Annotated in this window: 19 protein-coding genes, 3 pseudogenes and 1 riboswitch; of the genes and pseudogenes, 15 read left to right on the top strand and 7 right to left on the bottom strand. The window is 36.3% G+C overall.

All coding sequences use genetic code 11. From position 1 onward, the window contains the following. The 5 genes and pseudogenes from A6A20_RS12360 to A6A20_RS12340 all read left to right on the top strand — a co-directional run. Window positions 1–1,431 (top strand): annotated as a pseudogene (locus A6A20_RS12360) (carboxy terminal-processing peptidase); the annotation flags it as partial. A 44-nt stretch (window positions 1,432–1,475) separates the two neighbouring features. Continuing rightward, window positions 1,476–2,111: pseudogene (locus A6A20_RS12820) on the top strand (L,D-transpeptidase scaffold domain-containing protein); the annotation flags it as partial. 171 nt (window positions 2,112–2,282) lie between these two features. Next, window positions 2,283–3,228 (top strand): annotated as a pseudogene (locus A6A20_RS12815) (L,D-transpeptidase family protein). A 90-nt stretch (window positions 3,229–3,318) separates the two neighbouring features. Then, window positions 3,319–3,879: a peptidoglycan L,D-endopeptidase MepK gene (gene mepK, locus A6A20_RS12345; protein WP_279571567.1), complete on the top strand. Its 561-nt coding sequence runs from the start codon at window positions 3,319–3,321 to the stop codon at window positions 3,877–3,879. 91 nt (window positions 3,880–3,970) lie between these two features. Next, window positions 3,971–4,600 carry an MBL fold metallo-hydrolase gene (locus A6A20_RS12340; protein ID WP_279571566.1) on the top strand — a complete coding sequence of 210 codons (630 nt, stop codon included), beginning with the start codon at window positions 3,971–3,973 and terminating at the stop codon, window positions 4,598–4,600. Window positions 4,601–4,661: 61 nt separating this feature from the next. Here the strand turns inward: A6A20_RS12340 and A6A20_RS12335 are convergent, their stop codons facing one another. The 3 genes from A6A20_RS12335 to erpA all read right to left on the bottom strand — a co-directional run bounded on the left by A6A20_RS12335 (window position 4,662) and on the right by erpA (window position 6,086). Next, window positions 4,662–5,225: an acetate uptake transporter gene (locus tag A6A20_RS12335; RefSeq protein ID WP_279571565.1), complete on the bottom strand. Its 564-nt coding sequence runs from the start codon at window positions 5,223–5,225 to the stop codon at window positions 4,662–4,664. Between the two features lie 136 nt (window positions 5,226–5,361). Next, window positions 5,362–5,727 carry a YacL family protein gene (locus A6A20_RS12330; RefSeq protein WP_279571564.1) on the bottom strand — a complete coding sequence of 122 codons (366 nt, stop codon included), beginning with the start codon at window positions 5,725–5,727 and terminating at the stop codon, window positions 5,362–5,364. A gap of 17 nt (window positions 5,728–5,744) precedes the next feature. Then, a complete protein-coding gene (erpA, locus tag A6A20_RS12325; protein ID WP_132688209.1) occupies window positions 5,745–6,086 on the bottom strand; it encodes an iron-sulfur cluster insertion protein ErpA in 342 nt (113 codons plus the stop codon). 236 nt (window positions 6,087–6,322) lie between these two features. Between erpA and map the strand changes: the two genes are divergently transcribed. The 3 genes from map (at window position 6,323) to thiI (ending at window position 11,366) form a co-directional block, all read left to right on the top strand. Next, window positions 6,323–7,126, top strand: a complete 804-nt coding sequence (gene map / locus A6A20_RS12320) for a type I methionyl aminopeptidase (protein WP_279571563.1) — start codon at window positions 6,323–6,325, stop codon at window positions 7,124–7,126. Between the two features lie 67 nt (window positions 7,127–7,193). After that, window positions 7,194–9,782, top strand: a complete 2,589-nt coding sequence (gene glnD, locus A6A20_RS12315) for a bifunctional uridylyltransferase/uridylyl-removing protein GlnD (protein ID WP_279573699.1) — start codon at window positions 7,194–7,196, stop codon at window positions 9,780–9,782. Between the two features lie 129 nt (window positions 9,783–9,911). Further along, entirely contained in the window at window positions 9,912–11,366 is a 1,455-nt protein-coding gene (gene thiI / locus A6A20_RS12310; protein ID WP_279571562.1) for a tRNA uracil 4-sulfurtransferase ThiI, read from the top strand. Here the strand turns inward: thiI and A6A20_RS12305 are convergent. After that, window positions 11,363–12,301, bottom strand: a complete 939-nt coding sequence (locus A6A20_RS12305) for a gluconeogenesis factor YvcK family protein (protein WP_279571561.1) — start codon at window positions 12,299–12,301, stop codon at window positions 11,363–11,365. The genes thiI and A6A20_RS12305 overlap by 4 nt on opposite strands. Window positions 12,302–12,543: 242 nt before the next feature. Then, a riboswitch (molybdenum cofactor riboswitch) is annotated at window positions 12,544–12,680 on the top strand. Between A6A20_RS12305 and moaA the strand changes: the two genes are divergently transcribed. The 4 genes from moaA (at window position 12,670) to moaE (ending at window position 14,907) form a co-directional block, all read left to right on the top strand. After that, the gene (gene moaA, locus A6A20_RS12300; RefSeq protein WP_279573698.1) at window positions 12,670–13,683 is read left to right on the top strand and encodes a GTP 3',8-cyclase MoaA; all 1,014 of its coding nucleotides are present in this window, start codon (window positions 12,670–12,672) and stop codon (window positions 13,681–13,683) included. (Overlaps the previous riboswitch by 11 nt.) 18 nt (window positions 13,684–13,701) lie before the next feature. After that, entirely contained in the window at window positions 13,702–14,205 is a 504-nt protein-coding gene (gene moaC, locus A6A20_RS12295; RefSeq protein WP_279573697.1) for a cyclic pyranopterin monophosphate synthase MoaC, read from the top strand. Then, the gene (gene moaD, locus A6A20_RS12290; protein WP_279573696.1) at window positions 14,202–14,447 is read left to right on the top strand and encodes a molybdopterin synthase sulfur carrier subunit; all 246 of its coding nucleotides are present in this window, start codon (window positions 14,202–14,204) and stop codon (window positions 14,445–14,447) included. The genes moaC and moaD overlap by 4 nt, the downstream gene beginning before the upstream one ends. Before the next feature lies 1 nt (window position 14,448). Then, window positions 14,449–14,907, top strand: a complete 459-nt coding sequence (gene moaE, locus A6A20_RS12285) for a molybdopterin synthase catalytic subunit MoaE (protein ID WP_279573695.1) — start codon at window positions 14,449–14,451, stop codon at window positions 14,905–14,907. A gap of 49 nt (window positions 14,908–14,956) precedes the next feature. Here the strand turns inward: moaE and A6A20_RS12280 are convergent, their stop codons facing one another. Further along, complete coding sequence (locus A6A20_RS12280) at window positions 14,957–15,562, bottom strand: DedA family protein (RefSeq protein ID WP_279573694.1); 606 nt, start codon at window positions 15,560–15,562, stop codon at window positions 14,957–14,959. Window positions 15,563–15,777: 215 nt separating this feature from the next. Here A6A20_RS12280 and A6A20_RS12275 point away from each other — a divergent pair, with 215 nt between their 5' ends. The 3 genes from A6A20_RS12275 (at window position 15,778) to putP (ending at window position 22,326) form a co-directional block, all read left to right on the top strand. Further along, complete coding sequence (locus A6A20_RS12275) at window positions 15,778–16,620, top strand: TIGR01619 family protein (RefSeq protein ID WP_279573693.1); 843 nt, start codon at window positions 15,778–15,780, stop codon at window positions 16,618–16,620. A 733-nt stretch (window positions 16,621–17,353) separates the two neighbouring features. Then, window positions 17,354–20,812, top strand: coding sequence for a bifunctional proline dehydrogenase/L-glutamate gamma-semialdehyde dehydrogenase PutA (gene putA / locus A6A20_RS12270; RefSeq protein ID WP_279573692.1), 3,459 nt, complete (start codon window positions 17,354–17,356; stop codon window positions 20,810–20,812). A 14-nt stretch (window positions 20,813–20,826) separates the two neighbouring features. Further along, a complete protein-coding gene (gene putP / locus A6A20_RS12265) occupies window positions 20,827–22,326 on the top strand; it encodes a sodium/proline symporter PutP (RefSeq protein WP_279573691.1) in 1,500 nt (499 codons plus the stop codon). A 179-nt stretch (window positions 22,327–22,505) separates the two neighbouring features. On the opposite strand, the gene A6A20_RS12260 is transcribed toward putP, so the two are convergent. Both A6A20_RS12260 and dapD read right to left on the bottom strand, forming a co-directional pair. Beyond that, the gene (locus A6A20_RS12260; protein ID WP_279573690.1) at window positions 22,506–23,072 is read right to left on the bottom strand and encodes a hypothetical protein; all 567 of its coding nucleotides are present in this window, start codon (window positions 23,070–23,072) and stop codon (window positions 22,506–22,508) included. Window positions 23,073–23,174: 102 nt separating this feature from the next. After that, a complete protein-coding gene (gene dapD, locus A6A20_RS12255) occupies window positions 23,175–24,002 on the bottom strand; it encodes a 2,3,4,5-tetrahydropyridine-2,6-dicarboxylate N-succinyltransferase (protein WP_279573689.1) in 828 nt (275 codons plus the stop codon). Window positions 24,003–24,087: the final 85 nt, after the last annotated feature.

Here is a 24,087-nt window from a genome sequence, read left to right as displayed (position 1 = left end):
TAAGAAAACCTTAACTAAACGTTATAATCTTGCCGTTTAACACAAACTAAGGCTGATGATATTACACAATTATTCTTAAATGCCTTTGCACGAGAAATTGATCCACACACCAGTTATCTTGCACCAAGAACTGCCAAAAACTTTAATGAAGATATGAATTTATCATTGGAAGGCATTGGAGCAACATTGCAGGCAGAAGATGATGAAATTACGATTAAATCCCTTGTCCCCGGTTCGCCTGCCGAACGGAGTAAAAAATTATCTTCTGGTGATAGAATTATTGGCGTTGGACAAGAAAAAGGCGAAATTGAAGATGTAGTTGGTTGGCGTTTAGATGATGTAGTGGATAAGATTAAAGGCAAAAAGGCACTAAAGTACGTTTGGAAATTGAGCCAGCTAAAGGAGGTAGACCACGTGTAGTTACCTTAGTGCGAGATAAAATTCGTATTGAAGATCGTGCCGCTAAATTGACTATTTCTAATATTGATGGGCAGGCGATTGCTAGCATAAAAATTCCGGGTTTTTATTTAGGCTTAACTAATGATGTGCGTAAATTATTAACGGAAATGCAAGGCAAAGATGTTAAAGCCTTAGTGATTGATTTGCGCGAAAATGGTGGCGGTGCATTAAATGAGGCTGTTGAATTGACAGGGTTATTTATTAGTGATGGGCCAGTAGTGCAAGTAAGAGATGCTTTTGGGCGTATTCGTGTGCATGAAGATCCTGATGCTAAGCAGGTTTATACTGGTCCTTTAGTGGTAATGATCAACCGTTTTAGTGCTTCAGCTTCTGAAATTTTTGCCGCAGCCATTCAAGATTATGATCGTGGTATCATCATTGGGCAAAATACCTTTGGTAAAGGAACAGTACAACAAAGTCGTTCGCTAAATTTTGTCTATGATTTAAACCAAAATCCTTTGGGTTTTTTACAATATACCATTCAAAAGTTTTATCGGATTAATGGTGGAAGTACTCAATTAAAAGGTGTTGCGCCAGATATTAAATTCCCTGAACTTATTGATATGCAAGAATATGGTGAAGATAAAGAAGATAATGCTTTACCTTGGGATAAATTACTTCGGCTTCTTATTCGCAAGCAGGTAATGCAAAACAATGGTTAAATCAGCTTGAGCAAAATCATCAAGAGCGAATTGCTAAAGATCCTGAATTTATCGCTTTAGCAGGGGATTTAGCGGTGCGTAATGAAAGAAGAGAACGTAAGTATCTTTCCCTCAATTTAAAAGAACGCAAAGCAGAAAATGACAAAGATGATGCAAGACGCTTGAAAAACCTTAATGAACGTTTTGCGCGAGAAGGAAAAAAAAAATTAAAAATCTTGATGCCTTGCCAAAAGATTATGAAGCCCCTGACTTCTTCTTAACCGAAGCGGAGAAGATTGCTGCAGATCTTAGCAAGTTATCACAACAATAATATTGAGGGCTAATTTAGCCCTTTTATAGTCGTCCCACTTTAAAATGATACAGCGTTGGTACGCCTCGCCGTACTACTTGTACTGTCTTCGGCGTACCGCCTTGTCTCATTTTAAATTGAAACGACTATATCATCTCGAGGAACTTTTTATGTTTAAACTAAAACCGGTAAATTTTACTAAATTGGCTTTGTTAGGCTATGGATTATCCGCCGTTTATGCTCAAGCAAACCAAGAAGAATTATCCACACCAAATAACTCTGCTGAGCAAGCTGTTATTGAACAGGTGGATCTCGCACAACAAAAAATCGCTGAGTTAGTAGGGCAGTATCCATTACAATTTGAAAACTTACTAACAAAAATTTATGGCGAAAATGGTTTTACCCCTTTATGGCAAGATCAAAAAGCCCTTAAACAGTTTTTACGCGAATATAGTGCATTGGTGCTAAGTGGTGTGTCAAAAAAATCGGCAACGAGTTTGGACGCCATTGCTAGTGCTGAACCTAATAGCCTTGTTTACGATATGTTGGTTACTGACGCATTTTTAGATTATATGTATTATTCTAACCATTTATTGAAATCTGCACAGCAATGGTTATATAGCCCTAATGCCTATCGTGCGAAAGCACCGAAGGAACAACAAATTGAGGCTTGGTTAAGTGCGGTGAAAAATGGCGATAATTTTGCCTTTGTGCAATCACTTTCCTCAAATAATCATTTATATCAACAAACATTAAATTATTTAGCAGAACAACTTGCTCAACAATCTTTTGAGCAAACGGAAAAACATTTAGAAATTAGCAGTACCTTAAGACCGGGTACACATTCACCAGAAGTGGCAATTTTAATAAAAATGCTTAAAGCAAAACACTTATTGCCTGCACAAACCCTTGAACAAAATGATTATAGCCCTGAAATTGTTGCGGCAGTAAAAAAATTACAGGAAAAACATGGCTTAACCCCTGATGGTATCGTGGGAAGTGCTACCCGTATGCTATTAAATAACCCGACAGGCAAAGCCTTATTATATCAATTAGCCATTAATGCTCAGCGTTTAAGGGTAATCCCTGATTTTCAAAATGGATTGTTTGTGAATGTGCCAAGCTATAAATTACAATATTATCGTGATGGTAATCTGATATTAACCTCTCGCGTGATTGTGGGAACCAATGCTCGCAAAACGCCAGTTATGTATAGTGAATTAAGTAATCTTGTGGTTAATCCACCTTGGAATGCCCCTGTAAGATTAATTAACGAAGATATTATTCCTAAAGTGCGTCAAGATCCAAGCTATATTTACCGTAATGGTTATACATTATTGATAGCAAAGGACGTAGTATCGATCCTTATACCATTGATTGGGAAAATATGACCTCTAAAAATTTCCCTTATCGCTTACGTCAAAGACCGGGTGATGACAGTGCTTTAGGACGTTATAAATTTAATATGCCAAGTTCTGATGCTATTTATTTACATGATACGCCACGCAAAGATTTATTTTCCCGTAAAAATCGTGCCTTAAGCTCAGGTTGTGTGCGTGTTGAAAAATCTGATGAATTGGCTACGCTTTTATTAAATGAAGTAGGTTGGAACGAAACCCGCAAACAAAATACCTTAGCCAGTAAGCAAACAACTTCTGTACGATTAAGGGCAAACACCCTGTTTACTTATATTATGTTACCGCTTGGGTAGATAATAATCAGGTGTATCGCCTACCTGATATTTATCATTATGATACCAAGCCAAACCTAAATAATATAAACTGGTCGGTAATTAGCAAGTTTTTGTTGGAAAACTAAGCCAATTTCAGTAGAATAAAAAGGTTATTTTTATAACCTTTTTATTTAAAAAGTGCGGTTAAATTTTTCAATTTTTAATAGGTATTATTTATGAATGAAATTAATCATCATCGCCGTAAATGGTTATCCCTCGGCGGTATTGTTTTAGGGGCAACATTATTACCTAATACCTTATTAGCTTCTGTTTCTACAGCAAAACCTCGTATTTTAAAATTTAGAAATGTGAATACAGGGGATAAATTAAGTTTAGATTTTATAGTTGGTAAAGGGTTTTCAAGTGCAAATTTAAAAAAATTAGATTACTTAATGCGTGATCGCCGTACTAACCAAATTCATAAAATGGACGTGAATTTATTTAGCAAACTTCATCGGATTCATCGCCAAATTGGTGTACCTAATGCAGAAATTTTAGTTATTTGTGGTTATCGAGCTCCCGTAACCAATGCCAAAATGCACCAACGTAGTCGTGGTGTTGCCAGTAATAGTTACCATACACGGGGGCAAGCCATTGATTTCCGTTTGCAAGGTGTAAGCCTAGCCAAAGTCAAACAAGTTGCTGAAAGCCTAAAAAATGGCGGGGTAGGTTATTATCCAAAAAGTAATTTTATTCATATTGATACTGGGCCAGTTCGTACTTGGCGTGGTAGCTAAAAATAAATGAAATTTAGACCGCACTTCTTAGCCGTTTAGTCAACATAAACGGCTATTTTTATAAAAAATATCTTTATATCAAGGTGGTATTATGAATTTAGAGATTATTCCTGTTACAGCGTTTCAACAAAATTGCTCGTTAATTTGGGATCAAGATAATAATGCAGCGATTATTGATCCCGGTGGCGAAGGAAATCGCTTAATTCAGCGTATTGAGGAATTGGGATTAAAGCTGAGCAAAATATTATTAACCCATGGTCATCTGGATCACGTTGGGGCAGCAGTACAATTAAAGCAACATTTTGGTGTGGAAATTATTGGTTCAAATCCACAGGATAAATTATTATTTGCCACTTTACCTCAACAATCACAGCGTTTTGGCGTTGAGGAAATAGAGGCGTTTGACCCCGATCAATGGCTAGCAGGCGAGGGGGAGGTTTTATCCCTTGGAGAATTTCAATTTGAAGTCTTGCATTTACCAGGACATAGTCCGGGGCATATTGGTTTTATTGAACACGAGAAAAATATTGCTTTTACGGGCGATGTATTGTTTAAGAATAGTATAGGACGTACTGATCTACCCGGTGGAGATTATGATACGCTGATTGCAACTATTCATAATAAACTTTTCCCTTTAAATGACGAAATGATCATTATTCCGGGGCATGGTGCTTACACCACTTTGGCAGCAGAAAAACGTAGCAATCCTTTTTTAAAATAAAATAAGGCAATACAAAAAAATACCGAGGATAATACTCGGTATTTTTCAATCCATAAATGATTTATTTCGGTTCACCAATCGGTAATATCGTTCTGCCATAGGCCTCATTTATGATTTCCGCCGCAGCTAGATAGAAAGCACATAATGCAGTTAATAAGCCTAAATAACCACCGATATTGACAATACTATGATTACCTGTGGCATCACCAAGAGCTAACGCATAAAAGGTTAGGGTTAAGCAGAAGAAAATCGCTTGTAATGCTTTTGCTTTTTTCAGGGTAGCAAGTAACATCATTAGGGTAAAAGTTCCCCAAACAGCGAGATACCAAGCTACAAATGTTGTTGGGGTTTCACCTTTGAAGAAAACGGTAAATAACGCCCAAGACCACCAAAAAGCCCCATAGCTATTAAATGCTGTAAAACCAAAGGTATTGCCTTTTTTAAATTCAAACATTCCAGCAATCATTTGGGCTGTACCGCCAAACGCAAATGCCATAGCGATAACTAAGCCTAAGCTCTTGCTATCAAAAATACCTGCATTCACTAAACATAATAACCAAGTGGTTAATGCAAAACCGCAAAGTCCTAATGGACCGGGGTTAGCATATTGATTTGTTGTTGACATAAATTTTCCTTATAAACAAATGACAAAGGCGCTAATATACACGCAAGCAAGATTAATGCTCAATATAAAGATAGCAAATTTTAAGAATATTTTGGCTTTATTTTTGGAGTTGATATAATGTTTTTATATATAAAAATTATTTTGCTGTGTGAAAAGCAATATATGCTTCTAAAAGTTGGATAAAATCCTCTAGACCACAACTTGCTACGGACTCTGAATCATAATAATGTAAATCCTGCTCTAATTGTAGAGCTGTTTCTGTGCCAAAAGCCAAACTATTTGCTTGGCAAATCACTTGTTGCTGATCAATATATAGGCTATATTCTTTCCCCTCAATCATCTTTACTTGTAGGCATTGTGAGGGATTAAGTTGAGTGAGAATTTGTTGTGCAAGGTTGAGATTGGCATTGATTTCAGTATTTAGCCAATGGGCAAATGCTTCATGTTCCATTGAGCATTTTACTAAGGTTTGTCCAAGATATTGGCTAAATTGAAAATCCATAATAAAAGATTGAGAGATTAAATACTAAATGATGAACCACAACCACAGGTTGTTGTGGCATTTGGGTTGGTAACCACAAATCTTGAACCTTCTAAACCCTCGGTATAATCTACTGTACCGCCGATTAAATATTGTAAGCTCATGGGATCAATGACTAATTGCACCCCTGATTTTTCAATGGTCAAATCGCCTTCATTGACTTTTTCATCAAAGGTAAAGCCATATTGGAAACCGCTACACCCACCGCCTGTAATGTACACTCGCAATTTTAACGCATCATTTTCTTCTTCGCTAATTAATGATTTTACTTTATTTGCAGCTGCGTCAGTAAACGTCAACGGCACTACTACATCACTCATTCGCTTCCCCAGTTAAAAATCAAATCAAAAACCATTGGGCTATTATCTAATAACCCACTAAAGCATTCAAGTTTTTATTAGTTAGTGAACAAAAAAATATAAATTAGCATTTCTTGAAATGGGGAAAAAATGCCAAAACTGACCGCACTTTGGTTAAAAATCTTCGCTTATTTTGTTAGCTTGAAATATGTTATACTTAGAGCCAATTTTTTATTAATTAGCATAGAGAGTCGTAAATGAATATCCCATTAAGAAAGAGTGAAGAAATTGAGAAATTGCGTGAGGCTTGCCGATTAGCCGCAGAAGTTCTTGTGATGATTGAACCTTATGTTAAAGCTGGCATTAGTACCGGAGAATTAGATCGTATTTGCCATGATTATATGGTAAATCATCAAAAAGTTATTCCTGCTTGTTTGGGTTACCATAATTATCCTAAAGCTACCTGTATTTCCCTGAATGAAGTAGTGTGCCATGGTATTCCAAGTGATGATAAAATCTTGAAAAACGGCGATATTTTAAACATTGATGTTACGGTCATTAAGGACGGTTATTTTGGCGATAACTCAAAAATGTACATTGTAGGCGAAACCAATATTCGCAGTAAAAAGCTAGTAGAGGCTGCTCAAGAGGCACTTTATGTGGGATTACGCAAGGTAAAACCCGGTATCCGTTTAAATGAAATTGGGCGAGCAATTCAGCAATATACTGAAGCACAAGGATTTAGTGTGGTGCGTGAATATTGTGGACATGGTATTGGTACGGAGTTTCATTGTGATCCCCAAGTGTTACATTATTATGCTGATGATGGTGGGGTGATTTTACAAGAAGGCATGGTGTTTACCATTGAACCTATGATTAATGCCGGCAAAAAAGAAGTACGTTTAATGGGCGATGGTTGGACAGTGAAAACCAAAGATCGTAGTCATTCCGCACAATATGAACATCAAATTGTAGTAACGCAACAGGGTTGCGAAGTCATGACCATTCGTGATGAAGAACAACAAGCAGGGCGGATAAGTCGTTTTATGGTTAATCTTTAAATCTTGTAAAAGGGGCTTGTTTTAATAGCAAGCCTTTTTGTTCATTTAAGCTAGGGAAGTGAAAAAAATGGCGTTATTCTCTTATCAAGCACAACCAATCCCTACAGTGGAAAATATTAAACAACAAAAAAATGCGTTAGCACAAAGGGAATTAGCACATTTTAATCAAGCTAATGTATATGAATTGATTGCACAACGTAACCAATTTTGTGATGATTTATTATGTCATCTTTGGCAATATTTTGCTTTAAATCAACAGCCTGATTTAGCATTGATTGCGGTAGGAGGATATGGACGGCAAGAGATTTTTCCGCTTTCTGATTTAGATTTTCTCATTCTTAGTCAATCAGCTATTTGCCCCGAAACTGAACAAAAAATTGCTCAGTTTATTCAATTTTTGTGGGATTGTCATTTTGATATTGGGCATAGTGTACGCAGCCTTACCCAATGTATAGAGGAGGGCAAAAAAGATATTAGCATCGCTACCAATTTATTAGAAAGCCGTTATTTATGTGGCAATCAGCAAATTTTTGCTCAATTAGAAAGTGCGGTGCATTATCAAGCAGATTTTTGGCCAGCTGCCGATTTTTTTCAAGCCAAATTACAGGAAAAAAATGAACGTTATCAACGTTATCATAATACCAGCTATAATTTAGAACCTGATATTAAAAACAGCCCGGGCGGATTGCGAGATTTACATTTACTGTATTGGATTGCATTACGCCATACCAAAGCCAAAAACCTCAGTGATATTTTACAAGCAGGGTTTATTTATCCCGAAGAATATGCTTGTTTACAGCAAAGCCAGCATTTTTTATTTCGCACTCGTTTTGCCCTACATTTGATCTTAAAACGCTATGATAATCGCTTGTTGTTTGATCGCCAGCTTAAGATTAGCCAAATGCTGGGTTTTGGCGAGGGCAATCAAGGGGTAGAAAAACTGATGAAAGTGTTTTTTCAAAGTTTGCAACATATCGCTTTATTAAGCCATATTTTATTAAAGCATTATCAAGAACATTTTCTAACCTCGCCAGAGAAAACAAGTGCGGTGGATTTAGATGATAATTTTTGCTTGCTTGGGCAAAGTATTTTATTAAAAAACAAATCCAGTTTTACCCAACAACCTGAAAGTATCTTGGATTTATTTTATTATCTTACCCAACATCATAAAGCGGATATTCACTCTGAAACCTTGCGTGAATTAGTTATTGCTCTCGGTCAGCTTAATTCGCCCCTTTGCCAATATGCAAAAGCAAGGGAAAAATTTATCCAACTTTTAGCTCAACCTCAAGCCATCAGTCGTGCCTTTTTTCCTATGCACCAATATGGGGTATTAACCGCTTATTTACCGCAATGGCAACCTATTGTGGGCTTAATGCAATTTGATTTATTTCATACTTATACCGTTGATGAGCATACTTTGCGTGTTATGCTCAAACTAGAAAGTTTTTTACAACAAGAAAATCAGAAATTACACCCACTTTGTACCCAATTATTTCCCCAATTAGCCGATCGCCGCCTATTATATTTAGCAGGATTATTTCATGATATTGCCAAAGGGCGAGGTGGTGATCATGCGGAGCTTGGGGCAAAAGAAATGCAGGATTTTGCCATTCTACATGGTTTTAATGCCACCCAAACCGAATTAATGTGTTGGTTAGTACAACAACATTTATTTATGTCCATTACTGCACAACGGCGTGATATTCATGATCCCGAAGTGGTATTAGCTTTTGCTGATAAAGTTAAAGATCAACAGCATTTGGATTATTTAGTTTGTTTAACCGTAGCGGATATTTGTGCTACCAATGGTACCTTATGGAATGATTGGAAACGAACCTTATTATTTACCCTATACCAATATTGTTCACAACAATTTGATCAAGGAATGCAACATCGGTTGGATTATCAGCAACAAATTGCTCAAAATCGTCAGCAAGCCCTTATTTTATTAAAGGCATTACCTGAGCAATCCATTCAAGCCCTGTGGCAACAATGTCCTGATGAATATTTTTTACGCAATACGCCGAAACAAATTGCTTGGCATAGTCAGTTACTGTATGAAAATCAAGATAATCTTGTGGTTAAGGTAAGCAATAAATTTGCCAAAGGGGGAACAGAAATCTTTATCTATTGTGCGGATCAGCCTAGCTTATTTCATAAGGTTGTTAGCATTATTGGCACAAAAAATTTGAGTATTCACGATGCACAAATTATTACCAGACAAGATGGTTATGTGATGGACAGTTTTATTGTGTCAGAGCTTGATGGCAGTTTAGTACGCAATGAGCGGCGACGAGCATTAGAAAAAGCCTTATACCAAGGATTAACCACACCAGCTAAAGCCTTGCTAAATCAACGGCGAAATTATAAATTGCAACATTTTCAAGTGCCAACTCAAATACGTTTTTTAAATATACATCGTTCGGATCATACCGAAATGGAGCTTTTTGCCTTAGATAAAGCGGGATTATTGAGCAAAATTAGCCAAGTTTTTGTGGAGCAACAGCTCAATTTACTCAATGCTAAAATCACCACCATTGGCGAGAAAGCCGAAGACTTTTTTATTTTAGTCAATGCGGAGGGAAAAGCCCTCTGTGCCACGCAACGGCAACAGCTAGAACAACGATTAGTGCATACTTTAGCAAATGACTAAGCTTATTGTTGTTACATTGTCACTTTTCTTGATAACTATATAAGAAAATAGTCAAACTCTTAACTATGGCTTTGGGCGGAATTTTGTTATAATTCGCCCCATTTTATTAACCCTTATTTAAGCAACAGCATGAAATTTATTATTAAACTTTTTCCTGAAATTATGATTAAAAGCGATTCGGTACGCAAACGCTTTATCAAAATTTTAACCAGTAATATTCGTAATGTATTAACCCGCTTTGATGATCAAGTTGCGGTGGTTCGCCATTGGGATTATATTGAAGTGCGGTCAAAAAATAATGAAAATTTTGATTTATTAATTGAGCAATTACAACGTATTCCGGGTATTCATCATTTTTTAGCCGTAGAGGAAAAACCCTTTTCTTCTTTACATGATATTTTTGAACAAACCTTAGCTGAAGTCGGCGAGCAATTAGTAAATAAAACCTTTTGTGTGCGAGTAAGACGCAAGGGCAAGCATAGTTTTAATTCCTTAGAAGCTGAACGCTATATTGGTGGTGGATTAAATCAACATATTCCCTCAGCGAAAGTGAAATTAACTCGTCCCGATATTACCGTACGCATTGATATTGAACATGAACATATGATGTTGATCAAAGCACGTTATGCAGGTATCGGCGGCTATCCTATTGGTACACAAGAAGATGTACTATCGTTAATTTCTGGTGGTTTTGACTCTGGCGTATCAAGCTATATGTTGATGCGACGTGGTTGTCGTGTTCATTATTGTTTTTTTAATTTAGGCGGTGCAACCCATGAAATTGGGGTTAAACAAATGGCTTATCATCTTTGGCAACGTTATAGCCAATCCCATAAAGTCCGTTTTATTGCCATTAATTTTGAGCCTGTGGTTGGCGAAATTTTGGAGAAAATTGATAATGGGCAAATGGGTGTGGTATTAAAACGTATGATGGTACGAGCGGCAAGCCTAGTGGCAGAACGTTTTGCCATTCAAGCCTTAGTTACTGGTGAAGCATTAGGGCAGGTATCTAGCCAAACGTTAACCAATTTACGCTTAATTGATGAAGCGGCAGGTTGTTTAGTGTTACGTCCATTAATCTCCCACGACAAAGAGCAAATTATTGCGTTAGCTAAGCAAATTGAAACCGAAGATATTGCGAAATCTATGCCAGAGTTTTGTGGTGTTATTTCCAAAAATCCAACGGTAAAAGCGGTTAAAAGCAAAATTGAACAAGAAGAACAACATTTTGATATGAATATCTTACAAAGTGCGGTGGAAAATGCCAAAATTTTAGATATTCGCCAAATTGCCGAGCAAACCGCTCAATCGGTTACCGAAGTAGAAACTGTTGCTGTATTAGCTAAGGACGATATTATTATTGATATTCGTAGCCCAGAGGAAGTTGAAGAAAAACCTTTGGCATTGAATATCAGTAATCCGATTATTACTTTACCGTTTTATAAATTATCAAGCCAATTTGCCACACTTGAGCAAGATAAAACCTATCTTTTGTATTGTGAAAGAGGGGTAATGAGCAAGCTACAGGCTCTATATTTACAAGATGCAGGTTTTAATAATGTTAAGGTTTTTCGCCAAGATTAAAAATCGTTTTGTTTAAACCTTTCTAATAGTTCAGCAATAGCTTGACATAATAAATGCCGATCATGTCGATATGGCACATCATCGGCATTTAATTTTCTTGTAAGCCATTGTGGTTGCTGTTCGGCATCTATGCGCTGTTCCTTTTGTTCGGTGCTAGTAATCACGCCATCAATAATGTTTTGCCCTACATTGTGATTAATCCAATTAATCCGTTGTGCCAAAGACAATTTAGCCGCTGGGCTATGCTCAACCCCTAAATTATCAATAAAAATTTTCGGACATTGTGCTTGGCGTAAACATTGTTGCACTTCTTTGAGTAACAAAGGGGGCATAATACTGGTAAAAAAACTGCCCGGCCCAATAAGAATAAGTTCTGCTTGTTGTAAAGCGGTAATCGCTTCTGGTGTAGCTGAAACAAGGGGAGTAAGAGCCAATGATTGAGGCAATTCCTCAAGATTATCAATATTTACTTCGCCTAATATTTGTTGCCCTGAAGATAATTGTGCAACAAGATGAACAGGCGTTTCTGACATAGGAATAATAAAGGATTTTACCTTTAATAAATCACGAATCAAATTTACGCCCTCTAAAGGACGAATTTGCATATTTTCTAATGCGGTTAGCATTAAATTACCTAAATTATGCCCAGCAAGTTCGCCTGTGCCACTAAAACGGTATTCAAAAAGGGTAGAAGCGGTACTTGGCTCAGTAATAATTTGATTTAAACAATTACGCAAATCACCCCACGCAATGCCACCATAATCATCACGAATTCGCCCCGTAGAACCACCATTATCTGTGGTCGTAACAATGCCTGTTAATTTTTCTTGCATAAAATTTAAGGCTGATAACATACGCCCTAAACCATGGCCACCACCAATGGCGACAATATGTTTTAGGTTGGTTAATGGGATAGTGTTCTGTTGCAATAACATAATTTATCTCAAATCAATTATTTGCCGAGAAAGATAGCATTTTTTGACGAAGAGATAAATAAGCGATATTTGAAACGACTATAATAACGAAGCATGTTTTTAAAATAGAACGATTACATACCCTTTGTATACTTACTTATATAACTAATTTACCTTCTATCCTTATAATAGTTACCTCAATAAGGTTATTTTTTCCTTGCCGATTGTACATTTATTTCTTTCTATTTTAGAATGATCAAAATTTATTTGCATAACTCCGAGCTTGTTGACCTAAACTGTTTAGATAGCATGGTTTACAAGCCGACAAATTTTTGTCCAAGGATAAGATTGGAAACGATTTATCCTCTCGTATTTAGAAAGGTGTCTTGATGCAACGCATTCCTATTAAGTCGTTGGGAGCTAACCGTTTGGTTGATGCTTTCCAGCGAGAATATTATTATCTTCGTTTGTCTATTACCGATGTTTGTAATTTTCGTTGTAACTATTGTTTACCTAATGGTTATCAACCAGAAAAAAATAAACCGCATTTTTTAACGCAAGAGGAAATTATTCGTGTGGCAAAAGCCTTTGTTGTCATGGGAACAGAAAAAATCCGCATTACAGGTGGTGAGCCTACTTTACGCAAAGATTTTTTATCCATTGTTGAGCAAATTAAGGTGATCGATGGCATAAAAAATATTGCCTTGACAACCAATGGCTATCGTATGGCAAACGAGGTGGATAATTGGAAAAGAGCAGGTATTACGTCAATTAATGTGAGCTTGGATAGTTTAGATCCTAAAATGTTTCATATCATTACAGGCGAAAATAAGTTTTATCAAGTAATGCGAGGGATTGAACGGGCTTTAGAAATTGGTTATCGCCAAGTTAAGGTTAATGCAGTATTGATGAAACAACTCAATGAGCGTGAATTTGAGCAATTTTTAGCTTGGATTAAAGATAAACCTATTCAAATGCGGTTTATTGAATTGATGCAAACAGGGGATATGGATCATTTTTTCCAACAATATCATTTATCAGGACAATTATTGGAAAAAAAATTATTGCAACAAGGCTGGAAATTGCGTTTGAAAGGGCGAAGTGATGGGCCTGCTAAAGTGTTTTATCATCAAGATTATCAGGGCGAAGTGGGATTGATTATGCCCTACGAGAAAAATTTTTGTGCCAGTTGTAATCGTTTAAGAGTTTCTGCTCGAGGTAAATTGCACCTTTGTTTATTCGGCGAAGAGGGGATTGAACTAAGAGATTTATTACAATCTGATCTCCAACAATCTCAATTACAGGCACGCTTATTTTCTGCCTTACAACATAAACGGCAGCATCATTATTTACATATGGGCGATACTGGCGTACGTGCTAATTTATCAACCATTGGCGGTTAATTCATAAAGGAATATAAAATGACAGAATTTACCCATATTAATGCCCAAGGCGAAGCGAATATGGTTGATGTTTCGTTGAAACAAGATACTGTACGAGAAGCTCGAGCAGAGGCTTTAGTGACAATGTCACAAAATACATTAACGATGATTTTAAACGGACAACACCATAAGGGCGATGTATTCGCTACGGCGCGCATTGCAGGCATACAGGCGGCAAAAAAAACTTGGGAATTGATCCCATTATGCCACCCATTATTATTAAGCAAGGTAGAAATCAATATTTGCCCCTTGCCTGAGAGTAATCAGGTACGGATAGAAAGCTATTGCAAATTGACAGGTAAAACTGGCGTTGAAATGGAAGCCTTAACGGCAGCAAGCGTGGCAGCTTTAACCATTTATGATATGTGTAAAGCAGTACAAAAAGATATTGTTATTGAACAGATTCGCTTGTTAGAAAAGTGCGGTGGAAAATCAGGTTATTTTTGTGTACCACAAGAAACAATAAATGAGATAACAAAATGATAAAAATATTATTTTTTGGACAAATTAGAGAATTAGTCAATACCGATGAATTAATGCTTGAGGCTAAATTTGAGCATATTCAACAATTATTAGATTATTTAGTACAAAAAGGCGACAAATGGCAATTAGCCTTACAACAAGGAAAAGTGCTTGTAGCAGTTAATCAAACATTATCTTCGTTAGATAGCCCAATTCAAGCAGGTGATGAAATTGCCTTTTTCCCACCTGTTACGGGGGGATAATATGGATAATATTAAAATTCAGGTCAGTCCATTGTCCTTTGATCAAAATGAGGAATATCAGTGGCTTGCTCAATCTCAATCTGCTGGGGCTGTGGTTATTTTTGTAGGGAAAGTACGAGATCTTAATTTAGGAGATCAGGTGTCGCAATTATATTTAGAGCATTATCCTGCAATGACAGAAAAAGTATTAAAAGAAATCGCGGAACAAGCTCAACAACGTTGGGATATTCAAGCTATCAGCATTATTCATCGAGTAGGGCAATTAAAAGCAGGCGATGAAATTGTTTTGGTAGGGGTAAGTTCCGCACATCGTAAAGAGGCTTATCAAGCTAATGAATTTATTATGGATTATCTAAAAACCAAAGCCCCTTTTTGGAAAAAAGAAACAACCTGTTCAGGCGAACGCTGGGTGGAGGCTAAGCAAACTGACGATCAGGCAATGGAAAGGTGGTTTAAGTAATAATCATAGGGGAGTAGAATACCCCCATTTGGGGGTATATATATTTTATTTATTTGGCTGACTTACGTTTTTTAGCCCGATATAATTTAAAAATCACATAAAGAGCAACAATGGCAATAATAATATAAATACCAACTTGACCTCGCTTAATTTGTTGCTCAATCCAATCTAAATTGGCTGCTCCATGATAACCAAGGTAAACCCAAATCGGCACAGAAATAATCGCAGCAAAAAAATCAATTAAAACAAAACGCGTATAGCTTATACGGCGAGTAATGCCTGAAATCATATAGATAGGAGCGCGTAATCCGGGTAAAAAGCGAGCAATAAATAAAACTCGGTTACCATATTTATCAAATTTCTCACGCACTAAACGCAAACGTTGCACATTAATAAAACGGCGAACAATTCTTACTCTCAATATTTTGGCACCATAAATGCGTCCAAGCCAATACATAATACTATCGCCGAAGAGAACGCCAAACATACTTACAACGAGCATAATGTGAGGATTAGCATAACCAAGCCCTGCGATAATTCCCCCTGAAACAAGGGTAATATCTTCAGGAATAGGCACACCAAAGCCACAAATAATCAGCACGAAAAGTACGGCACAATAGCCATAATTTGAAAAAAAATCAATCAGTAATTCCATGGCTTAATCTTCTATTCATATCAATCAATCCAACAAGGTGTATATTTTGCCTTTTTTAACAACAAAATACTACTGTAAATTTTCGATAACCGTCACAAATCTTAATATTTTTTGCTTAATTTATACGATAAAGATTAACTTCTTGATAAGAGTTTGGTAGATTATGGAACGAATATTTGATTATCTCACTAAAATTTATTAAATAGGGGAGAGTTATGGAAACAGATAAAACATTAGATGAGTTAAACGACACATTATCAATGATACAAAATTGGAAAGTTTATCGTAGTATTATTAATCATAATGAATGTATCTTTTCCGTCAATTTAGCCATAGCCGATATTTTTAAAGATACCGCTTTTTCCTCTGTTGTTCAATTCTCCCTCACTTATGACGTGGAGGATACAAATTCCGATGGTTTACCTGATATAGCACAAGCTGATATTTTAATTGATAAAATGGTTAAAATCATTACTCAATTAAATGCCTTACCTGATACATTATATTCAGGGCATGTTATTGGTAATGGAAAAAATGAAATCTATTTTTATACAAATTATGCGAAAGAAGTCATTGATATTCTTAACGGATTTGATTCAATTACTGATATTAAGCAACAACAAGATCCTCAAGCAAGTATTTATTTTGATTTTCTATTGCCGTCACCATTAGAGTTAAAACTTAATGCCACAGAAGAAATTTTAACCATATTACAAACCAATGGCGATGATCTGTCTGAACGAAGACCAGTAGAACATATTTTTCATTTTAAAAATGAAGACAGCCTACAACGTTTTATTGATAATTTTAATACCAATTTCTTTGATTTTTTTGATTTACAACATGGTATTGAAGAAGAAGAACCAGAACAAGAGGAAGATAATAAAACAGCAAAAACACCAATTTATGTTGCAACATTAACCAATGAAATGACATTAGATGATCGGGATATTTTTCATTTTGTTGAACAATTTAATATCTTAGCCGATCGTTTTGATGGTGAATATATTGGTTGGATGAGTAAAGAAACGAAATCAACTCAGCAAGCCTTGCATTAATTTCTCAAAATTCATCAAATCTCTAATTGCCCAATTTATTATTGGGCATTTTCAATTATCTATTCATACATATCCATATAATTCCGAAATAATGAAATATAGTCGTTCACATTCTTAACGTATATAGGGTAGATAAACATTTTAGCCTGTTACATTTATAAATTTATTATTTAACATAATATACATTATGCGAAATTAGTTATAAGGTAAGTAGGAACTACGGTATAAATAAATCACAGACTTATACACAGGTAACAAATACTATCTAAGCAAGACATAATGCTACTATATTGAACACTGTAACAATCATTTTTGTTTAAATATCCTTATTGATTTTATAGTGTAAAGGGAAAATATAGATTTTATGATGAAAAATTATTAATACAGGGACATCAATATAAATAAAGGGTTTCTGTTATTAGATAAGAGAAAAGATATGTTTTTGCTTGCTCGGATATCTAGGGTTGGTTTTCCTATTAACCAATTAAAAAACTTAACTCTAGTTAAGTGACATTGTCACTATATGCTAGATTTTATTCATTTATTTAGTGTATTTTTTATTAAAAAATTAATGATAATGCGTTCAGATAAAATTTTTCTTCAATTAACCATTGTCTTTTTCTCTTTTTTACATTAATTTGTACTTCACAATATGTTAAAGATTTAAACATATTCGTTACTTACTAAGGTACTATACTATCCCCCATTTTCCTTATTTTTTCTTGGAGGCAATATGAGTTTTGATTTAGCTCGTCAATATGGAGTATCACGTCAAGCTATTACGGATTATTATCGCATTAATGAAAAAACTGTCGTTGATGAATTATATCAAACGTTGGATTTTAGCCCTGATCAAGAAAAACGTATTAAACAAAATGGAATCAAATTGATTAATCATCTTCGCCAAACCAAGAAAAATCGTTATAGCGTTGATGCCTTAATGCAAGAATATTCTTTGGGCGATGATGAAGGTATTGCCTTAATGTGTCTTGCTGAAGCATTATTGCGTATTCCTGATGCTCAAACTCGCGATGAATTGATTCAAGATAAATTAAAAGAAGGCGATTGGAAAGCACATATTGATAAGTCTTCTTCTTTATTTATTAATGCTGCCAGTTATGGATTATTACTAGGTAAGAAATTAAGTGAAAGTTTTGATGAAACTACCCTTTCAAATGCTTTAACCCGTAGTTTTGCTCGCTTATCGGCACCTGCTATGCGTTTTGCAATGATAAAAGCAATGAAAATCTTAGGTGAACAATTTGTAACAGGTACAACCATTGACAACGCATTAGCACGAATTCAACCCCGTTTATCGCAAGGTTATGTTTTTTCCTTTGATATGTTGGGGGAAGCGGCGATGACACAACAAGATGCTGATCGTTATTTACAAGATTATATATTAGCCATTAAAGCCGTAGGGCAAGAATCTGCACAGCGTGATATTTATCAATCAAATAGTATTTCCGTTAAATTATCTGCAATTCACCCACGTTATAGCCGAGCACAATATGAACGGGTGATGAATGAACTTTATCCAAGAGTCAAACAGCTTTTCTTATTGGCAAAACAATTTAATATTAGTATTAACATTGATGCGGAAGAAGCTAATCGCCTTGAATTATCCTTAGATTTAATTGAAAAATTAATTGATGAACCTGAGTTACAAGGCTATAAGGGAATTGGTTTTGTGGTACAAGCCTATTCTAAACGTGCTGCCAAAGTGATTGATTATTTGATTGAACTTGCTCGTCAAAAACAGTCTTACTTGATGATTCGTTTAGTTAAAGGGGCTTATTGGGATAGTGAAATCAAATGGGCACAAACCGAAGGATTAACTGATTTTCCGCTTTATACTCGCAAAAACCATACTGATATTGCTTACCTCGCCTGTGCCAAAAAATTATTGGCGGCACAAGATGTGGTGTATCCGCAATTTGCCACCCATAATGTACAAACCCTTTGCACGATTTATGAACTTGGACAAGATAAACATTATGAGTTTCAATGTTTACATGGTATGGGCGAAACCTTATACAATAATGTCGTAGGCAAACAAAATCTTGATCGTTTAGTGCGTGTTTATGCCCCTGTGGGGACGCACGAAACATTATTGGCTTATTTAGTACGTCGTTTATTAGAAAATGGAGCAAATTCCTCTTTTGTACACCAATTAGCTGATCCACATATCCCAGCTGAACAATTAATGACACCACCTTGGCAACAATATGCAAAATCACAAGGGCAACCTAATAAAGCGGTACGTTTACCACAAAATTTATTCCAAGAACGACAAAACTCTAAAGGGTTTGATCTTAGTAATGAACAGCATTTAGCCCAATTATCGACCGCACTTAATCAAGCCGCAATACCGCTGGGACAATCTTTAGTCGCAATAGAAAGTAGCAAAGATTATCATCTTACTAGTCAGACTGTACAAAATCCCGCTACCTTGGAACCAGTGGGAGAAGTTTGCTTTTTTAATCCTGATTATGTTGCAGATGTATTCCAACAGGCTCAACAAAACCACGATTGGCAACAAAAAAGTGCGGTGGAAAAAGCCAAAATTTTGCTTAAAACCGCTGATTTATTTGAGCAACATTATGGTTTGTTAATGAAATTAGCCATTTTAGAGGCGGGCAAAACTTTACCAAATGCCATTGCTGAATTGCGAGAAGCAGTGGATTTTTTACGTTATTATGCTTTGCAATTAGAAACCTTAGCCTCAAATCATCAATTAGCTGAACCGAGAGGGACGGTACTTTGTATTTCTCCTTGGAATTTTCCATTAGCTATTTTTACTGGACAAATCGCCGCCAGTCTAGCTGCTGGCAATAATGTTGTGGCGAAACCAGCAGAACAAACCAGCCTAATTGCGGTTGCCGCAACACGATTATTTTATCAAGCAGGACTTCCCCACTCTGCCTTACAACTTTTATTAGGTGATGGCGAGCTTGGAGCAAGACTGATTCAATATCCTTTTGATGCAGTGGTATTTACAGGTTCAACGGAAGTCGCTAGATTGATTAATCAGCAACTTGCTCAAGCGGATAATGATCCTATCTTAATTGCTGAAACTGGCGGGCAAAATGCTTTAGTTGTGGATTCCTCTGCCTTGCCTGAACAAGTCATTGCTGATGTATTAAATTCAGCTTTTGATTCTGCTGGGCAACGTTGTTCAGCATTGCGTATTTTATTGTTACAAGAAGATATTGCCGATAAAATTTATACAATGTTAAGCCAAGCTATGCAAGAATTAAAATTGGGTGATCCGAGTTTACTTACCACCGATATTGGCCCAGTGATTGATTTAGAGGCAAAACAACGATTAGAACAACATAAAGCAGCAATGCGAAAAATTGCTAAACGCTATATGGAATTAGAAACGCCTGAGCAAGGTTATTATGTCGCACCAGCCATTTATCAACTTAATGATCTTAGCCAATTAAATCAAGAAGTATTTGGCCCGATTTTGCATATTATTCGTTATCCAAAAGAACAGCTCGCCCAAATTTTCGCGGAAATCAACGCTAAGGGATATGCTTTAACAGGTGGTTGTCATAGCCGTATTCGTAAACAAATTCAATTTGTGGAACAACATTTGCACTGTGGCAATTTCTATATTAATCGCAATATTGTTGGTGCTGTGGTAGGGGTACAACCTTTTGGTGGGCATTATTTATCTGGTACTGGGCCTAAAGCAGGTGGCGAATTTTATTTACAACGTTTAACCAAAGCCACGCAATATTATAGCCAATTTGGCGATGAACATACCTTATTAACAGCCAAACCTATACTAGAAAGTATCACTGGGGAACAAAATAGTTTATCCTATCGTACCTCTGAGGTCGCAATATTGAATGGTAACATCAAAGAATCACAACAAGCAGCAAGTAAATTAAATCAGTTTGGTTTTAGTATATTAGTCAAACCTGACCACCCTCTTGCTCAACAAACCACTATTAAAGTAAAGGTTGTAGAAGATTTTGGTTACTGTCAAAAAGGGATCTATTTCGGTCAATTAGATAAAAAACTTAAAACACAGTTAGCGGAACAAAGTAAAGCCATTTTTAAATATTATAATTGGCAACAAAGCCAAGATGTTATCGCCTTATATGATGAATTTTCTCGTAGTGAAAATACCACTGCCGCAGGTGGAAATGCGTCATTAATGGCATCACAAGAGCAATAAAAAAGGGGAAGTTTATGCAAAACTATCAAATCTACATTACTTTTGGTTTATACCTCGTTGTTATTTTAGCCATAGGGATCTATGCCTATCGCTCCACCCAGAATTTTGATGATTATATTCTGGGCGGGCGAAAAATGGGCAGTTTCGTTACCGCAATGTCGGCAGGAGCGTCCGATATGTCAGGTTGGCTATTAATGGGGTTACCCGGTGCCATTTTCTTATCAGGTTTATCTGAGGCTTGGATTGCTATTGGCTTAACCATAGGGGCTTATTTTAATTATCGCATCGTGGCGGGACGGTTACGGATCTTCACCGAAACCTACAACAATGCCCTTACTTTGCCAGAATTTTTTGCCCAACGCTTTCCTTATCAGAAAAAAGCCTTAAAAATTATTTCATCAGCCATTATTTTATTTTTCTTTACCATTTATTGTGCTTCTGGTGTGGTAGCTGGGGCGAAATTATTCCAAGGCTTACTGGGGTTAGATTATACTACTGCCCTTTGGTTAGGAGCATTTGCTACCATTGCTTATACTTTTATCGGTGGTTATTTAGCGGTATCTTGGAGCGATACTATTCAAGCCACTTTAATGATCTTTGCCTTGCTTCTTGCTCCAGTAATGGTATTAATTCATTTAAGCTGGAATGATATTACCCTTGCATTAGAAGCAAAATCAGCTATTACCCAAATCCCTTACTCTAATTGGTTACACAATGTTTCAGGCATCGGCGTTATTTCTGCCTTGGCTTGGGGCTTAGGCTATTTTGGGCAACCACACATTTTAGCTCGCTTTATGGCGGCTGACACCGTACAATCGCTAAACCAAGCTCGCCGTATTGGTATTACTTGGATGTTTTTATGTTTAGGCGGTGCTGTGGCTGTGGGGTATTTTGGTTTAGCCTATTTCAGCGTTAATCACATTCCGCTTGCTAATGCCGAATCTATTTTTATTGAGTTATCAAAAATCTTATTTAATCCTTGGATTGTAGGGATTGTATTATCAGCTATTTTGGCGGCAATTATGAGTACCCTCTCTGCCCAATTATTAATGTGTTCCGCTGCGATTACTGAAGATTTCTACAAAGGTTTTTTACGCAAAACCGCTTCAAGTTTAGAGTTAGTTTGGGTTGGTCGCATTATGGTTCTCGTTATCGCTATTATTGCGATTGTCATTGCTCAAGATCCAGAATCAAAAGTGATGAGCTTAGTATCTTATGCTTGGGCAGGGTTTGGTGCAGCTTTTGGACCAGTGGTAATTCTTTCATTATTTAACCGCAACATTAGTTCTAATGCGGCTTTATGGGGTATGCTCTCTGGGGCTGTAACGGTGGTAATTTGGTCGCCATTAATGAAATATCTAGGTTGGACAGATCTCGCCAAACTCTATGAAATTATTCCGGGCTTTTTAGTTTGTTCCTTTATTACGCTAACCTCTTCTGCATTATCGCCTGTTAATCCTGATGTTGCGGAAAAATTTGATCAAGCATTAAATGAATTTAATCGTAAATGCTAATAAATCCGTATCCCCCTTATTAAGGGGGATACGTACACTTAGTTGTCCCATTTTTAATAAAACGACTATAAAAGTGCGGTGGAATTTTAGAAAATTTTCTTATACCACCAATATTTCAGACTTTCAAACATAAAAAAACCATCGATAAATCGATGGTTTTTCATATAAAACAAATTTAATTATTTAGACTCAACAGCTTCTTTTAATTCATCTGCTTTTTCAGAAACCGCATCGGCGGCAGCGTCAAGTTTATTCGCCGCAGCTTCTTTTAATTCTGCCGCTTTATCTTCTGCTTTATCAAACGTTTCTTGTGCATCAGCTTTCACTTCTTTAGCTTTATCCGCTACATCTTGTTTTAATTCTTCAGTTTTATCTTCAACAGCATCAACTTTTTCGCTTACTGAAGATTTTACTTCATCGGCTTTTTGCTCTGTATCTGTTTTTAACTCTTCAGCTTTTTGTTGAACTTCATCTGTTTTCTGTTCCGTTGCTTTTTGTGCATCATCTGCTTTATCAGATACAGAATCTTTTACTTCATTATATTTGCTCACAACAGCATCTTTCGCTTCGGTTGCTTTTTCTACTACCGCATCTTTTGCTTCAGTGGCTTTCTCTACGGTAACATCTTTTACTTCAACAGCAGCTTCTTTGACTTTATCCGCTGCTTGGTTTACTTTTTCATCGTTACAAGCTGCCAACGCAACTGTTGCACTTAATACTAAAGTAGCCAATACTGACTTTTTCATAATTACTCCTAAATATAGTGATATAGAGATTTTATCGTTAGCTTAGTGTAAATTTCCTAAGCCAACGGATTGTAACATAAAATAGAAGAAGTTAGGTTAATATTATTCGTCAATAGAACGTAATAATTCGTTAATACCTACTTTTCCGCGTGTTTTTTCATCAACTTTTTTGACAATGACTGCCGCATATAAGCTATATTTACCGCATTTAGAAGGTAAGCTACCAGATACAACCACTGATCCAGCAGGTACACGACCATAGTGGATTTCGCCTGTTTCACGATCATAAATCTTGGTAGATTGACCAATAAATACGCCCATAGAAATAACAGAACCCTCTTCAACGATTACGCCCTCAACGATTTCTGAACGAGCGCCAATAAAGCAGTTATCTTCAATAATTGTCGGATTTGCTTGTAAAGGCTCTAACACGCCTCCAATGCCAACACCACCAGATAAATGCACATTTTTACCAATTTGTGCACAAGAACCTACAGTAGCCCAAGTATCAACCATTGTCCCTTCATCAACATAAGCACCGATATTAACATAAGACGGCATAAGTACAGTATTTTTTGCGATAAACGCCCCTTGACGAACCGCTGCTGGAGGTACAACACGAAAACCTTCTTGTTGAAAACGAGCTTCATCATAATTTGCGAATTTCATTGGGACTTTATCGTAATAATTAGTTTCAGCACCCGCCACTAACTGATTATCATTGATACGGAAAGACAATAATACCGCTTTTTTCAACCATTGATGAACAACCCATTCACCATTTATTTTTTCAGCAACACGATATTTTCCAGAATCTAATCCCGCAATTACTTCATTAATAGCTGATTTTAATTCCGCATCTACGGTTTTTGGCGTAATTTCAGCACGTTTTTCAAAAGCGGTTTCAATAATTTGTTGTAAATTTGACATAATTTCTTCCTAATGTTCATAAATAAAAGGGATTAAAAACTCTAACAAAAAAGACCGTACTTTCCAAGAGTAAACAAAGCATAAA

This window comes from Volucribacter amazonae (genome assembly GCF_029783845.1).
GTDB classification, from domain to species: Bacteria; Pseudomonadota; Gammaproteobacteria; order Enterobacterales; family Pasteurellaceae; genus Volucribacter; species Volucribacter amazonae.
Note: the sequence above shows the minus strand (reverse complement) of the source record. Positions and strands in the feature narration are given on the sequence as shown.

Bases quoted from the DNA above. Each gene is read 5' to 3' on its own strand.
- A6A20_RS12330 (WP_279571564.1), bottom strand. From the start codon at position 5,727: ATGGATTTTCAATTTAGCCAATATCTTGGACAAACCTTAGTAAAATGC.
- A6A20_RS12305 (WP_279571561.1), bottom strand. From the start codon at position 12,301: ATGTTATTGCAACAGAACACTATCCCATTAACCAACCTAAAACATATT.
- A6A20_RS12280 (WP_279573694.1), bottom strand. From the start codon at position 15,562: ATGGAATTACTGATTGATTTTTTTTCAAATTATGGCTATTGTGCCGTA.
- A6A20_RS12340 (WP_279571566.1), top strand. From the start codon at position 3,971: ATGAATTTAGAGATTATTCCTGTTACAGCGTTTCAACAAAATTGCTCG.
- moaE (WP_279573695.1), top strand. From the start codon at position 14,449: ATGGATAATATTAAAATTCAGGTCAGTCCATTGTCCTTTGATCAAAAT.
- moaD (WP_279573696.1), top strand. From the start codon at position 14,202: ATGATAAAAATATTATTTTTTGGACAAATTAGAGAATTAGTCAATACC.
- putA (WP_279573692.1), top strand. From the start codon at position 17,354: ATGAGTTTTGATTTAGCTCGTCAATATGGAGTATCACGTCAAGCTATT.
- moaA (WP_279573698.1), top strand. From the start codon at position 12,670: ATGCAACGCATTCCTATTAAGTCGTTGGGAGCTAACCGTTTGGTTGAT.
- putP (WP_279573691.1), top strand. From the start codon at position 20,827: ATGCAAAACTATCAAATCTACATTACTTTTGGTTTATACCTCGTTGTT.
- map (WP_279571563.1), top strand. From the start codon at position 6,323: ATGAATATCCCATTAAGAAAGAGTGAAGAAATTGAGAAATTGCGTGAG.
- mepK (WP_279571567.1), top strand. From the start codon at position 3,319: ATGAATGAAATTAATCATCATCGCCGTAAATGGTTATCCCTCGGCGGT.
- thiI (WP_279571562.1), top strand. From the start codon at position 9,912: ATGAAATTTATTATTAAACTTTTTCCTGAAATTATGATTAAAAGCGAT.
- erpA (WP_132688209.1), bottom strand. From the start codon at position 6,086: ATGAGTGATGTAGTAGTGCCGTTGACGTTTACTGACGCAGCTGCAAAT.
- A6A20_RS12275 (WP_279573693.1), top strand. From the start codon at position 15,778: ATGGAAACAGATAAAACATTAGATGAGTTAAACGACACATTATCAATG.
- dapD (WP_279573689.1), bottom strand. From the start codon at position 24,002: ATGTCAAATTTACAACAAATTATTGAAACCGCTTTTGAAAAACGTGCT.
- glnD (WP_279573699.1), top strand. From the start codon at position 7,194: ATGGCGTTATTCTCTTATCAAGCACAACCAATCCCTACAGTGGAAAAT.
- A6A20_RS12335 (WP_279571565.1), bottom strand. From the start codon at position 5,225: ATGTCAACAACAAATCAATATGCTAACCCCGGTCCATTAGGACTTTGC.
- moaC (WP_279573697.1), top strand. From the start codon at position 13,702: ATGACAGAATTTACCCATATTAATGCCCAAGGCGAAGCGAATATGGTT.
- A6A20_RS12260 (WP_279573690.1), bottom strand. From the start codon at position 23,072: ATGAAAAAGTCAGTATTGGCTACTTTAGTATTAAGTGCAACAGTTGCG.